11 protein-coding genes are annotated in these 14,542 nt (G+C 62.3%); 9 read left to right on the forward strand and 2 right to left on the reverse strand.

Going from position 1 to position 14,542, the window contains the following annotated elements:
• Positions 1-894: 894 nt before the first annotated feature.
• Both J2D73_RS10715 and J2D73_RS10720 read right to left on the reverse strand, forming a co-directional pair.
• Entirely contained in the window at positions 895-1,593 is a 699-nt protein-coding gene (locus tag J2D73_RS10715; RefSeq protein WP_207881540.1) for a hypothetical protein, read from the reverse strand.
• Positions 1,590-2,246, reverse strand: coding sequence for a ParA family protein (locus J2D73_RS10720; RefSeq protein WP_243429854.1), 657 nt, complete (start codon positions 2,244-2,246; stop codon positions 1,590-1,592). Before J2D73_RS10720 ends, J2D73_RS10715 begins: the two co-directional genes overlap by 4 nt.
• Positions 2,247-2,484: 238 nt before the next feature.
• Between J2D73_RS10720 and J2D73_RS10725 the strand changes: the two genes are divergently transcribed.
• From J2D73_RS10725 to J2D73_RS10765, 9 genes are all read left to right on the forward strand, one after another.
• On the forward strand, positions 2,485-2,697 hold the full coding sequence (locus tag J2D73_RS10725) for a hypothetical protein (protein ID WP_207881541.1): 213 nt from the start codon (positions 2,485-2,487) through the stop codon (positions 2,695-2,697).
• A 334-nt stretch (positions 2,698-3,031) separates the two neighbouring features.
• Positions 3,032-8,134, forward strand: a complete 5,103-nt coding sequence (locus tag J2D73_RS10730; RefSeq protein ID WP_207881542.1) for a lactate dehydrogenase — start codon at positions 3,032-3,034, stop codon at positions 8,132-8,134.
• Between the two features lie 171 nt (positions 8,135-8,305).
• Entirely contained in the window at positions 8,306-10,003 is a 1,698-nt protein-coding gene (locus J2D73_RS10735) for a DNA cytosine methyltransferase (protein ID WP_207881543.1), read from the forward strand.
• A 214-nt stretch (positions 10,004-10,217) separates the two neighbouring features.
• Complete coding sequence (locus J2D73_RS10740) at positions 10,218-12,062, forward strand: ParB/RepB/Spo0J family partition protein (RefSeq protein ID WP_207881544.1); 1,845 nt, start codon at positions 10,218-10,220, stop codon at positions 12,060-12,062.
• Positions 12,062-12,349: a hypothetical protein gene (locus tag J2D73_RS10745; RefSeq protein ID WP_207881545.1), complete on the forward strand. Its 288-nt coding sequence runs from the start codon at positions 12,062-12,064 to the stop codon at positions 12,347-12,349. The genes J2D73_RS10740 and J2D73_RS10745 overlap by 1 nt, the downstream gene beginning before the upstream one ends.
• A gap of 172 nt (positions 12,350-12,521) precedes the next feature.
• Positions 12,522-12,884 carry a cytochrome c3 family protein gene (locus J2D73_RS10750; RefSeq protein ID WP_207881626.1) on the forward strand — a complete coding sequence of 121 codons (363 nt, stop codon included), beginning with the start codon at positions 12,522-12,524 and terminating at the stop codon, positions 12,882-12,884.
• Positions 12,885-12,922: 38 nt separating this feature from the next.
• Positions 12,923-13,423 carry a DUF3085 domain-containing protein gene (locus tag J2D73_RS10755; RefSeq protein ID WP_207881546.1) on the forward strand — a complete coding sequence of 167 codons (501 nt, stop codon included), beginning with the start codon at positions 12,923-12,925 and terminating at the stop codon, positions 13,421-13,423.
• Between the two features lie 271 nt (positions 13,424-13,694).
• Entirely contained in the window at positions 13,695-14,144 is a 450-nt protein-coding gene (locus J2D73_RS10760; RefSeq protein WP_207881547.1) for a DUF6878 family protein, read from the forward strand.
• Between the two features lie 176 nt (positions 14,145-14,320).
• On the forward strand, positions 14,321-14,470 hold the full coding sequence (locus tag J2D73_RS10765) for a hypothetical protein (RefSeq protein ID WP_207881548.1): 150 nt from the start codon (positions 14,321-14,323) through the stop codon (positions 14,468-14,470).
• The last annotated feature ends 72 nt before the right edge of the window (positions 14,471-14,542 follow it).

Consider the following 14,542-nt stretch of genomic DNA (forward strand, 5'->3'; position numbering starts at 1 on the left):
AGCCGCCATGACGATGCTGGGCGGTCGGCCATTATCGTCTGTCGCTGCATGCGGTTTAGTGTGCATGCTACCTTCGCGCACCAGAACAGGCGGCCTAAATTCGCATTCTCAACTGTAGGCAAAACTCCAAGCGCTGTGGCTTCAGATACGTCGCATTGATCATGACAGTCTGGTGATCCGACCTTTTAATCGCGAGGCAGTCCATCATGATCACAAAAATCCCCACGACGCTTCAACGCTTCCAACGATTGTAAAATTCCTTGTGCTGCCAATACTTCTGTGAGGTATCCAGCCAACGTAAACAGGTACAGTTCATGAAGATGAGCCGCCTCAGCACGCACAGATCATCGACACGACGCCAGCGCACGAAGCTACGACCGCCTTTGGCATTGAAGCAGTTTTAATGTCTGGCTCCCCACAAAGCTTACGCGCGTTGCACCTCTCCATCCGGCGCCCCGACCGGACCAGAAGCCGAAGAAGGATGGGAAGTTTTGATTCAAAGCAGTCGCGGGGCATTAGTCATGAATAGATGGAACTTCAAAGACTAACGATAGACCAGGATCGATAGCTATATATCAAGGCATACTTTGGACACTTCTCGTTTGACACCGCGAGCCACCCTTAAAGAGGCTAGCTCACCGTTGCCAATATAGCTGCGCCAAGAGTTACAGTGATCAGCCACACGTCCAATACTTTTGCGGTAAAATCAAAATTTCCCAAAATTCGCCTTGCGGTGCGAGAAGACTCGCCACGTCCAAATGGATTCTGGTAACTCGCATCCCGCAGATTTTTCTACGGAGATTGCAGAAAGCTTAAAACCTAATCCGACACGCTGTGCATTTGGTCGCGCGCCAAATGCACACAAGTCAATCACGTTTTACGTACAAGCACCCATCAATCAGCATTCAAGATTGCAGAGATTTCTCTCTCACGTTTCCTGATCGCAAGTAACTCGATGAGCATGCGCCGACGAGTCGCTTTTAGGCGGCGTGCCTCAGCCATCAGACCCGAAAAATCTACGCCCGTAGTTGATTTATCTACGGACTTACGAAACGCAATAATAGCTGAGCGGGATGCGTTTGGTGCCACAAGACCACGCTTACGGGCCGTGTCGAGCTGGTCTGGCTCAAGCAAGCTGAGTTGATACGCCGCGCTATACGATCCAGGCAAAGAACTTTCATCTAACCTGCCTGTATCGACAGCTGCCGCCACGCGCCGAAACTGAGACGCTACCGGCTCGGAAAAAGGGAAAAGTTTATCGAAACCCGCTTTGAGTGATAATTTCTCCTCCCGTGAAATCAACCGTGCATCCAAAGAGTTTAGGGCGCGACCGATTTCTAAAAATGAGCGTGCAGCCCTTTCCCAAGCTACTTTAACGGCGCGTTGCGCGTCCAATATCGCCTTCACTTTCGAGGCGTCAGCTGCGACGTTCGTCCCAGAAAACACGTCGGATATTATATGCAAAACGTCCTCGGGAACTGCGGTCAAAGCATCTAATTCCGTCGGACGTACATCGGACACTGCTAGATCGTCCGCTTCGATGTCATGGAGTTTGCGAAGCGACACACCCCGCGCACGTGAGGGAGTTTTCATCGGCCTAACTCCTGTTGGAGATACAGCCAAAGCGATTCAAAAGTTTCAGCGCTCTTGGGGCGACTCAGGTCCATCACGCCGAGGCCTTTGCCACTAGCTAGAGGGATCTCTTCAGCCTGAGATATTTCAACCGGACAAACATGCCCAGCAGCGAGGAGCTTCGCTCGAATTGTCGAAAATGACTTAGCTCGAATATTAGCCCTATTAATTATAAAGGCTGCTTTAGACCCGCTGGCCTTTAGATGCTTCATCCACGGCGTGACGCTATCCAGGTCATCTTGCGTCTGCTGGCAAGGGACGAGTATCAGGTCAGCCTTTTCGCAGACTCCCAACATTGCGTTCATGTTCAACTCGATACTGGGAGGCGTGTCTATAACCACAAACTCCGCCTTCGAAGCATTGACGGTTTTCAATGCGGATCGCCAATCGTCCAGTTCCGCCCTGTGAACTGGAATGTGGACTATGTCAGGAATTGCAGCGCTGACTCGCTCTCGTCTTTCAGCCCACGTTGATAGTGTCGCTTGTTTGTCCAAATCCAATCCAAGAACGCTTTTCCCAGCACGAGCAGCTAGGACCAGAATGTTTCTTGAGAGGCTCGACTTACCCACGCCACCTTTTGGCGAAGACAGCATAACGATTGATTGCTTACTCATATCACCTCGCACAAGATCGATTTTTCGATTTCTTGCAGAGCTGAGAGTTTTCCACAAATAGAAATATGGCTCTTGTGGTCTTTTACGCCGTAAAATTTTACGGCGTAAAAGATTTGAGCGTTTGTTTCTCGCAACCGGTCTGACCTTCAGATTGCCCCGACGACTTTCCGTGCCTAGTTCCCTAATTTTGGCGTGTTCAGATGTCTCGTGACATCTCATCGGAGCACGAGGGGCCGGGTTGGAACATGCGCCTTCTGCGAATTTCGTCTACGACACTGCGCGTGACGGGACGCTTCACGAGGCGGTCGATCGTGGCATTCCCTATCGGGCCTCGATGGATAATCTCCACCTTGTCGGGGCGGTTCTGCAAAAGCGATGGGATCGACCGATCATCGAACGCCGCTGGAAGCTGCTCGCTGGAGCTTATGGCGAGCAAAGCGGGCCGACATAAGCGCTGCGCCACGCGAAGAAAAAAGCAAAAAAGCAAAGGCGACAAGAGGGCAAAGGCGACACTCCGCACCAGAACGTCGCGTCAGCCGCAAAGGGTTGGTGCTCCCACGTCCTCGCCCGCTGCGCGGCCTGCGGGTTGGTCCGCTCCCGGCGCGATGCGCCGCCTTTGCCCCTGACACGCCATCCCGGTTGCGGAGAAAGGGTCAAGGAAGAAAAACAGGCGAAGAGCCGAAAGAGCCACGCCTCCTGATCTGACGATCTCACCACATCACACACAGCGCCACCCGGCCTGCGAAAGCAGCGCCGGGCGCACGCGCTTGTCCGGAGACAACGCAATGTCCGCTCTTGGATCTCAGTTGAGCCTGTTCGGCAGCTCCGCCCTCGCAGGAGGCATGGGCGACCTGTTCTGGGACGATCTCGACGTCGAAGCCCCCGTTCTCGCGACTGCGCCGGCGACACCCCGGCAAATCGTCATTCCACGCGTCGATTTCCGTCTGTCCGGCGCACGCGCACTCGCAAAGACCTGGAAGGAGCGGGCGCAGGACAACGTCGCTGCTATCCGGCTTCTCGCAACGCTCGACAGCGAGGAGCGGAACGCCGCGCCCGACGAGCAGACCGCTCTGAGCCTGTTCACGGCCTTCGGCGCGGGCGAGCTGGCCGACACTATGTTTCCAACGGCCGGGGAGGGGTTTCGTCCCGGCTGGAAGGATGTCGGGGAAGCCCTGCACGCGGCGACCACTGACGCCGAGCGGGCCTCGCTGGCTCGCGCGACGCAATACGCCCATTACACCCCGGCGGTCGTGATCAGCGCGCTTTGGAACAAGGCCCTCGCATGGGGCTTCAAAGGCGGGTCCGTGCTGGAGCCCGGTTGCGGCACAGGCCTGTTCATTGCCGCCCGCCCGGAAAAGCTGGAAGGCGACATCGCCTTCACAGGAATCGAGTTCGACGCGATCTCCGCGCGCATCGCGCAGCGCCTTTATCCCAACCAGTGGATCCGCCACGAGGATTTCACCAAAGCCAGGCTCGCGTCCGGCTACGATCTCGCCATCGGCAATCCGCCGTTCTCGAACAGAACCGTCCACAGCGCCGAACGCCGCGATCTGTGGGGCTTCAGCCTGCATGACTGGTTCATCGCCCGCTCGATCGACGCCCTGCGTCCGGGCGGCGTCGCCCTGTTCGTCACGTCCCGCTACACGATGGACAAGAGCGACCCGTCAGCGCGCCGCCACATCGCGGAATCGGCGGATTTTCTCGGCGGCGTGCGCCTGCCAGCGGGCACGATGCGCGCCGAGGCCGGGACCGACGTCGTCATCGACGTCCTCGCGTTCCGCAAGCGCGAGATCGGCGACCTCCCCGGCGACGACGGCTGGCTCGCGCTCACAGACATTCCCGACACCGATCAGGGCGAGGGGCCGCTGCGCATCAACAGCTACTTCGCAGCGAACTCCGCGCAAGTTCTGGGCGCCCACGACTGGACCACGACGCAGTTCGGGCCGGATTACACCTGTTCGGCGATCGCTGGCGCTGATCTCGAAACCGATCTGCCGGCGGCGCTCGCGAGAATTGCGCCGGACGTTCGTATGCCCGCGCCTGCCGACCAGCGCATCACCCGCCCCGTGACGGACGGGCTGCGCGTCGGCACGGCGGCGAGCGGCGCAGACCTCAAGGAGGGCAGCTACTTCTCCGTGAAGGGCGTGCTGCACCAGATCATCGACGGCGCTGGCGTTGTGGTCGCCATTCGCAAGGGCGACCAGAAGGACGGGCTTTACCAGAAACACGCGCGCATCGTGCAGGGACTGATCCCCATCCGCGACGCCGCCCGCTCGATCCTGCGCGCGCAGTTGGAGAACCTGCCTTACGGCAAGCTGCAGGCGGATCTGAGGCGGGCCTATCACCTGTTCCGGCGCGAGTTCGGGCCGATCAACCACACCCTCACCACCACACGCGTCAACCCGGCGACGGGAGAGGAGACCGAGAGCCAGCGTCGCCCGAACCTCCAGCCGTTCTACGATGATCCCGACGTGTGGCTGGTGTCCTCGATCGAGGATTACGACGAGGAGCGCGACCTCGGCCATCCCGGTCCGATCTTCTCGGAGCGCGTGGTTCATGCGCCGAGCGAGCCCGAGATCCATTCGGCGCACGACGCTCTCGCCGTATGTCTGCATGAGACGGGCGGCGTGCGCATCCCGTTCATCGCGGAGCTGATGGGCCGCAGCGAGGCCGACGTGATCGCCGAGCTGGGCGACAGCATCTTTCTCGACCCGGAGCGGGCAGGGGAGGGAAGCGACGTCTGGATCCCGGCCGACGAGGCGCTCTCCGGCGCGGTGCGCACGAAACTCGCGGCGACGCGAGCTGCGGCGCTCGGCGATCCACGCTTCGAGCGCTGTGTGCGTGCGCTTGAGGACGTCCAGCCCACGGATCTGCGGCCGTCGGATGTGACGGCAAGGCTGGGCGCCCCCTGGATTCCGACGTCCGACGTCATGGCGTTCACCAGCGAGATCATGGGCGTAGAAACCCGGATCCACCACATGCCGGAGATTGGTTGCTGGAGCCTCGACAAGACCGCTTTCGCGGGAAAGGCCGAAGCGACGTCGGTCTGGGGCACCCAGCGGCGCCACGCAGGCGAACTGCTTGAGGACGCGCTCACGCAGGCGATCCCGAAAATCTGGGATACCGACGTCAACGAGAAGGGAAACGAGGTTCGCGTCCTCAACACAAAAGAGACCGAGGCCGCAAAGGAGAAGCTGGCGGCGATCAAGAGCGCGTTCTCAAACTGGGTGTGGCGTGACGCCGACCGCGCCGACCGCCTGCTCAAACTCTACAACGAGACCTACAACAACCTCGTATCGCGCAAGTTCGACGGGTCTCATCTTCGCCTGCCCGGCGCCAGCACGGCCATCACGCTGCGCGGCCACCAGAAGCGCGTCGTCTGGCGGATCATCGCCACCGGCAACACCTACATGGCGCACGCCGTAGGTTCCGGAAAGACCTTCTCCATGTGCGCCGCCGTCATGGAGCAGAAACGTCTCGGCCTGATCTCCAAGGCGATGATCACCGTGCCAGGCCACTGTCTTGCGCAGATCTCCCGCGAGTTCCTGATGCTCTATCCCACGGCGCGGATTCTGGTCGCCGACGAGACGAATTTCGTCAAGGCGAAGCGCCAGCGGTTCCTCGCGCGGGCCGCCACAGGCAACTGGGACGCCATCATCATCACGCACGACGCCTTCAAGTTCATCGCAACGCCAGCCGAGTTCGAGCGCGAGATGATCTCCGAGCAGATCGCCTCGTATGACGACCTCCTCGGGCAGGTCTCGGGTGACGATCGTCTCTCGCGCAAGCGCATCGAGCGCATGAAGGAGGCGATGAAGGGAAAGCTTGAAGGGCTCGACGCGCGCAAGGACGATCTTCTGCATATCGGCGAACTTGGCGTGGATCAGATTCTGGTCGACGAGGCGCAGCAGTTCCGCAAGCTCTCTTACGCGACCAATCAGGCGGACCTCAAGGGCGTCGATCCGAACGGCTCGCAGCGCGCATGGGATCTGTTCGTCAAGACGCAGTATCTGGCGGAGAAGGTCACGAACCGCCCACTGGTGATGGCGTCAGGATCGCCGATCACAAATACTATAGCCGAGCTCTGGAACGTTGGCCGCTTCATGAAAATATCGGCTCTGCGTCAGCGTCATTTGCACGAGTTCGACGCGTGGGCGGCGAATTTCGGCGAAACCCGAACCGAACTGGAGCTACAGCCCGGCGGCGCTTACAAGCCCGTGACGCGATTCACGGAATTCGTCAATGTCGCCGACCTGATGGCGATGTATCGCGACTTCGCCGACGTGGTGCAGCAGGACGATCTGCGCGATTACGTCAAACTGCCCGCAATCAGGGGCGGAACCCGTCAGATCGTCGTCGCCCCTTCGAACGACAATTTCAAGGCCTATCAGAAGACGCTGGCGGAGCGGATCAGGATTATTGAGGGGCGAAGGGCGAAGCCGCAAAAGGGCGACGACATCCTGCTCAGCGTGATCAACGACGCGCGCCACGCCGCGATTGACCTGCGCTTCGTCGGCATGTCCGCAGGCGGCGAAGAGCGGCCAAGCAAGCTCGATCTCCTGATCAACAACGTGGCGCGCATCTACCGTGAGACGTCCGCGAGCCGGTTCACGAACCCTGAGACGGGCCGTGAGGATGAACTGCCTGGCGCGGTGCAGATGGTGTTTTCCGATCTTGGGACGCTTTCCGCCGCCGACGAAAGCAGACGCGGGTTTTCAGCATATCTTGAGATCCGCGACCGCCTTGTTGCGATGGGCGTTCCGCGCGACGAAATCGCTTTTATGCAGCACTACAAGAAGTCTGCGGCGAAGCTCCGCCTGTTCGACGATCTGAACGCGGGGCGCAAACGGATTCTGATCGGATCCACGCCGACGATGGGAACAGGCGTGAATGCTCAAAAACGCCTTGCAGCGCTGCATCATCTCGATGTGCCATGGCTCGTGTCAGACATCATCCAGCGTGAGGGCCGGATCGTTCGGCAGGGCAACCAGCATGACGTGGTCGATCTCTACGCCTATGCGCAGGAAGGGTCCGTTGACGCAACGTCGTGGGGTCTACTTGAGAGAAAGCTCAGGTTTATTTCACTATCTTTAGCAGGCGATCCGACGATACGCCGCCTCGAAGACGTGAATGACGACGGCAATCAGTTCGCGATGGCCAAGGCGCTGGCGTCCGGCGACGCCCGTCTGATGCAAAAGGCCGGACTGGAGGCCGATATCGCGCGTCTTGAGCGTCTCGCTGCAGCACACTACGACGACCAGTTCGCCGTCAAGAGAAATATTCAAAATCTTGAACGCGACATTGCGGATATCGGGCGCAGAATCCCGCTCCTCGAGAGCGACATCGCGCGTCGCGTTGACACGCACGGCGACGCGTTTGTGTTGCGCACGTCCAAAGGTGCAATTGCGGAGCGCGTGAAAGCAGGCGCGTATCTGCTCTCTCAGCTTGGGATGGCTGAGAAGCGAGCTGAAGAGGGCATCTGGATCCTCGGCGAGATCGGCGGCTTCGAGATCGGCCTTGCCGGGAGATTTTCATTTGGATGGGGCGATAAAAAGCCGACTTTCGAGGCGGCGCTATCGCTCAGGTTCTCCACAGGCGCTGTTGCGCTTGAAGCGACCGAGTCCACGAAACCCCTTGGACTTGTCTCACGCATCGAGCACGCGTTGTTGAAGCTTGAGGCGCAGCTTGAGGACGCCGTAGCTGCGCGACATCAGGCCGAGCGACGCTTGCCCGCCTATGAAGCGCGTCTGGGCGCAGCATTCGCAGAACAGGCCGCGCTCGATGAAAAGCGTCAGGCGCTCGCCGAGCTGGAGGCTGATCTCGAAAAGCCGGCGGATGCGCCTGAAAACGACAACGCCGCCGCCGGGAACCACGACCAGGCCGCATAGCAGAATGGAGCAGGGGAAGCGCCAGACCGTCCGGCCCGCGTCAAGCGGCTGGTGCTCCCCATGCTCGCCCGCTGCGCGGCCTGCGCGTGGGTCCGCTCCCGGCGCGTCGCGCCGCACTTGACCCGGTCCCGACGCCCTGACCGCCCGAAGGTGAAAAGGGAAGAAAATCAAATGCTGGACACGGGATTGCATCATACGATTCTGCACGGGCACCTGTTTTGCGGTCTTGGCGGCGGCGCGAAAGGGTTCAACGCCGCAAAGGCGCGACACGGTTCTCTCACTGCCGATTTCGAGTGCCTCGGCGGCATTGACGTCGATGCGCCCGCTATCCGGGATTTTGAGCGGCTGACTGGCGTCGCGGGGACCGTGCTCGATCTGTTCGACAGATCCCAGTACCGTGATTTCCACGGCCGCGAGCCGGACGCCGACTGGCGTGAGGCCACAGTGGCCGACATTCACGCGGCGTTTGGCTGGCGCAGGCCGCATATCCTGTTTCTGTCCGCGCCGTGCAAGGGGTTTTCCGGCCTTTTGTCAGAATCGACAAGCCGCACGCCGAAGTATCAGGCGCTCAACCGTCTCACCTTGCGCGGGATCTGGCTTGCGCTCGAAGCCTACCGCGACGATCCGATCGAGTTCATTCTCTTCGAGAACGTGCCGCGCATCGCCAATCGCGGGCGTCACCTGCTCGATCAGATCGTCGCCCTGTTGCGGTCCTATGGCTATGCCGTCGCGGAGACCACGCATGATTGCGGGGAGCTGGGCGGGCTGTCGCAGCGCCGCAAGCGGTTCCTCCTGGTCGCGCGTCATGCGGCCAAGGTGAAGCCCTTCTTGTGGGAGCCGCCGAAACGTCCGGTTCACGGCGTCGGCGACGTCCTTGGGCGGATGCCGCTTCCGGGGGATGAGCGGGCAGGGCCGATGCACCGGATTCCGCGCCTGCAATGGCAGACATGGGTGCGGCTCGCTTTTGTGGAAGCGGGTCGCGACTGGCGATCTCTCCAGCGCCTCGCGGTGCAGGACGGGTTTTTGAGAGATTTCGCCCTGACCGAGGACGCGGGGTGGCGCGGCGGCCCCCTCGGCGTGATCCCATGGGACGAGCCCAGCGGCGTGGTGGCCGGTCGCTCCACGGCGTCAAACGGGGCGTTCAGCGTGGCGGATCCCCGCATCGACGGGCATGAGCGCTCCGTGCAGCATGGCGTGCGTCGCTGGGATGATCCTGCGCCCGTCGTCACCGGCAAGATGCTGGTGGGAGGCGGGCCGCACGCAGTCGCCGACCCACGCCCGCAGAACAGCCGCCAGTTCGCGAACATCTATCGCGTCATCGCCTGGGACGCGGCGTCGCCGACCATCATCGGGCGCCAGCAGACGAGCGACGGCGCGATCAGCGTCGCCGATCCTCGCCCCGGTCTCGCACGGAGCAAGGGCGATAATTATCTGACCGCAGGCCATTACGGCGTCGTCGGATGGGAAGAGGCGACGGGCGCGGTGAGCGCGGCCGCAGGTCACGACAACGGACGATGGGCCGTCGCAGATCCGCGCGAGACGCTTCCCGACGCGGCGGAGAAGCTGGTGGCAGTGATCCGGTCGCTCGACGGAACCTGGCACCGCCCGTTCACGACAGCGGAGCTTGCCGTGCTCCAGTCGCTTTTCGACCCCGAGGAGCAGATGGAGCTGGACGGTCTCAACGACGCGGCGTGGCGCGAGCGCATAGGCAACGCCGTGCCGCCTGACGCCGCGCGCGCGGTGGCGGAGACGATGGGCCGCACGCTCCTCGCGGCGTGGAGCGGCGAGAGCTTCATGCTCAGCGCCGAACCGATCTGGGTCCGTCCCATAGCGATCGCCGCCAGCGTCGACGTCCCGCTCCATCCCTGACAGCGAGACGCGCAGGGCAGGGCTGCCAGAGCGCCCGGCCCGCGTCCAGCGGCTGGTGCTCCCCATGCTCGCCCGCTGCGCGGTCTGCGCGTGGGTCCGCTCCCGGCGCGCTGCGCCGCGCTTGACCCGGTCCGAACGCCCTGACCGCCGGAATCAGGAAGGCGAAGAATTCAGAAAAGAGCCGATTTCGCCTCACACAACACAGGAGAGAACCATGGAATTGCGTCGCGTCGATCCCAAAACCCTGCATCCCAACCCGGAAAATCCGCGCCGGTTCGAGGTCAGCCCGGAAGAGGACCAGCGCATTGCGCTCAACATCAAGGCCCTCGGGGTTCTTCAGCCGCCCGTAGTTCGCGAGATGGAGGACGGCCGTCTCGTGATCATTTTCGGGCATCGACGCACGCGCGGCGCGATTATGGCGAAGCTGAAAGAGATCGACGTCCTGGTCACGAGCGCCGACGTGAAACTCGATAATCTCGCGTCCGGATCGGAGAATATCGTCCGCGTTGCGATGAGCGAACCCGATATGTGGCGCTATGCGGTGCGGCTGCGCGAAGAGTATAAATACTCCGAGGCGCAGGTTTGCAAGACGCTGATGGTGACGCCTGCTTACCTGAAGCGGCTCGCCCTGCTGGCGAAGCTGCACCCGCCCATTCTGGACGCCATTGAGAAGGGCATCGGCCCGGACGCCCGCTCGCTCAGGACGATCGCATCCGCCTCGCTCGGCGAGCAGGAAAACGCGTGGCGCGAGATGTTCGCCGAATGCGTCGAGGGCGACGCAGATGCAGCGTTCTACGTGATGACGCTGGAAACGCTCGCCGAAGACGACAGCTTCTGGCGCGATCTTGCGTATCATCTTTCCCAAAACCGCTACTTTCCGGCGAACGCGCGCTTCGACGACGCGATTGCGAAGCTGTGCGGGCTGGTGTGGCAGGAGGATCTGTTCGGCGAAGGAGGCAAGGACAACCGCTATACAGAGGACGCCATCGCCTTCCGGGCCGCGCAGGAGCATTGGCTGGCCCATTGCCTGCCCGAGGGCGGCGTTTTCATGACATGCAACGAGCACGGCGCGGCCGTGGTCCCGCCCGGCTACAAACGGCTGTGGGGCTACGAAGAGCCGCAGCCCGACGATACGGTCGGCTACGCGCTGAACGACGAGACGCTTGCAATCGTGGAGACCAAAATTCGGGTCGACAAGAGCGCCCGGCGCGCCGCGGACGGCGATCAATCCGGCGACCTCGACACCTTCACGGCGCCGCTCCCGGCCCCGGCGGCGCGGGCGGATATCTCCAAAACGGGCGTCGGCCTGATCGGCGACATGCGCACGCAGGCTTTGCACGGAGCGCTGGACGCGGCGCGCGAGACTGTCGATCCGTGGACTCTGGTCGCGGGCCTGATCCTCGCCTTCGCGGGGGACAACATCAGCATCAGCAACAGCTACGGGCGCGTCGCCGAACAGGTCGCGCACACGCTCTTTCCCGAGGGTTATCTCGTGCGCGACGAGCAGGCCATTCGTGAAAATGCGGTGGCGGTCCTGAAAGCCGTCGCGAATTGCAGCGAGGCCTACGGCGCCGGGAGCGGTCAGCCCGCAAGAGTTATGGGATTGCTGTTCAACGCCGAGGCGCATCTTCCGAACATGGCGTTCGAGGACTTCCTCAAGACGTTCAGCAAGCAGGGCATCGCCAAAGCGGTGGAGGCGGAAGGACTCGAGGCGCAGGCTACGGGCAAGCTCATGCGCGCCGCCCTGATCGAGAAAACCGGAGAAGGACGCTGGGTCCATCCCGCCGCCGCCTTCGACGCGGGCCTCGCCAAGTGGAAGACAGATGGCGAACGCGCCGCCCAACGCCTCGCCGCCGGCGACGCACGCCGCGCATCGTATGCTGAAGACGACGAGGGTGACGACGATGCGGACGCGCCGCTCGACGCGGAAGAGGATGGCGAAGGCGTCGAGATCGACGAAAATCCTGACGACGGCGACGTCGAACTCGCGGGCGAGCCTGAACAACAGAGCCCGGAGCAGTTCATGCGCGACCACTTCGAAGTCGTGGCGGTGCGCTGATGGGCGTCGCCTCGTGGGGGAGCGAGACGTTCCCCTTCCAGCTCGACGGTCGCGAGCCGATCGAGCGGAAGGACAGCGATCCGACAATGGCCAGCTACACAGCAGGGCATCTCGGATTTCACGGCTACATGCGCGTGGTCGACGCGTGGATCGCCCGCTGCGCGGGCGCCGGCGTCTTCGACCTGCCTGATCGCGGATGGCGGGACGCCTACGACGACGAGGTTCCTCCACGCGACGCCGCGCGCGAAGCGCTGGAGGAAGCCGGGTTTCCTTTCGAAGGATCCTGATCCCGTCGAAGGAGCACAAGGCCAGACAGCGGCCCCCGCGTTAAAAGGCAGGTGCTCGCCGTTCTCGCCCGCTGCGCGGCCTGCGGGCGGCTCCGCTCCCGGCGCTGTGCGCCGCTTTTGACCCGGCGTCCGCCGCCCGGCCGAGCCCGAAGCATTCAGGAGGAGAATGCTCATGGCCGCCAGACTCACGCTTTCATCCGCTCGCCCAACGCCGCCTGTGCGCTGGGCCTGCACGAGCGCCGCCGTCTCATGCCGTCGATGCCATCATGAATGGGACGACGGAGATCCGGCCTATGCGCTGCCATGTCGCGGCTGTGGCGCCGACACGGCGTCTCCCTGCGAGCGTCCTGGCGGCGGCAATGAGCGCGCCTGCCACCAGCGCGATCAGGACGCCACGCGCGCGGGGCTTCTGGAGCCTTGCGAGGGGCTGAGCTGGGACCGCCGCCATGACAAACCCCTGCCGCTCTTCACGCGCCCGGTCCCTCAGGGAGCCCGCGTCAGGACCGGAGCGCCCCCCAGCCGCGTGTTCGGCTGAACGCGCGCGTCTTCAATCAAAAACGGAAAGTCACGACCATGAAACTGTATTTCAATCATTCTCTTGTCTCAAGGCTGCTTGATCACTCGATCGCCGCGAGCCGGCGCAAGCCGACCTTCGGCCAGTCTCTTGAACGCAAGTATCGCGAGCCCGGCGCGCCTGAACGGCCTTTTCCCGAAGCAGACGATATCGACCAGACGAAGATACCCGCCGGATTGTGGCTGGTCGGCGACGAAGGCGTCTATTTCGTGAGCAATGGCCTTCCAGCCCTCATGACGGACGATGGGAAACAGGTAGTCGCTTACGCGGACGGCGCGAACCCGGAAGAAAACCCTCTCACGTTTGACGAGATAAAGCGTGAGAGCTTCGGCGGGGACGATGGTGTCGAGTTCATCAACTTAGAGCACGTGCTTCTGGGGCTTGAAGCGACCCGTGACGGAAAGCTGTGGATAGACCTCACTCCGGATGGGATCGCGGTTCCGCGTCTTGCTACATCCAGACCGAAACCAGCGCCCAAGAGAAAAGCGCGCAAAGGCTGACGACGAAAGCGCTGGCGCAGGACGTCGCCGCGCCGCAAGGGTCCGTCGCGTTGCTCCCGGCGCTTCGCGCCGCCCTTGCCCCGCGACGCCACCTGCGCAGCGGCGGATCTTCAGGCGATCAGAACTGACGGAAGATCGCGAGCGATACTGTGGCCATTTTGGACACACACGCCAGATTTCGGGGAAAGCCGTGCCCAGAGCATAGATGATCCCGTCCAGACCGTCACCCGCAAAATGAAAGACCGGCGCGATATGGCCGGGGAGGCGATCCATGACGACGACACCGAAAACCAATAAATACGACATCATCAGGGCCTTTTACGAAGCGCAGGAGAAGCAGAGCTTCGCGCATAACCGGGAGACCCTGTTCGTAGCCTTGCAGGCGAGGGGCGTCGCGAAAGTCTCGGTCACATACTGCGGGAGCGGCGATTCCGGCGCAGTCGAAGACTGCACGATCGAGCCCGGGGACGCCGCTCTGACAGGGACTGTCTCCGTGCTCACGGCGCAATGGGACCAGACCGAGCCGCGCGTTGACGACAAGACGCTGAAGGACGCCGTCGAGGAGATGGCGATGCAGCTTGTCGAGATTGACCATAGCGCTGGGGAAAGCCGCAAGGGAGGCCGCAAGACGGTAACGTTCGACGTCGTGGCCCGCAAGATCACTGCGACTGAAATCAACGCTGTGACGGACGCTGGCGGGGACACGATCTACAGGAAATAGGAACACGGAGAAGCGCCCGCCAGAACGCCGCGCCGGCGGCAAGGGGTGGGTGCTCCCCATGCTCGCCCGCTGCGCGGCCTGCGCGTGGGTCCGCTCCCGGCGCGTGCCGCGCCGCCCTTGCCCCCGTCCCGGCGTCCCGGCCGGGGGATGACATCAAAAGGAGAAAGGATCCTCAGATGTCCATCGTTCGCAAACCCTCGCCGCTCCTTGTCGAACTCGCCAAAGTCGGTGTCGCGGGACTCATATTCATGGTGGTCGCGCTGCTGGTCGTGGTCGGCCCCGACTTCCTGTTGCCCGATGTGCTGACGCAGGCCGGGCTCGGTTAGAGCCGGATGGGTTTACGGTAAACCGACCGTCTACCAACCGTAATCGGAAGACTGACTGACACCACAGAGCCG

It is taken from the genome of Acetobacter sacchari (assembly GCF_017377715.1).
Taxonomy (GTDB): Bacteria; Pseudomonadota; Alphaproteobacteria; order Acetobacterales; family Acetobacteraceae; genus Acetobacter; species Acetobacter sacchari.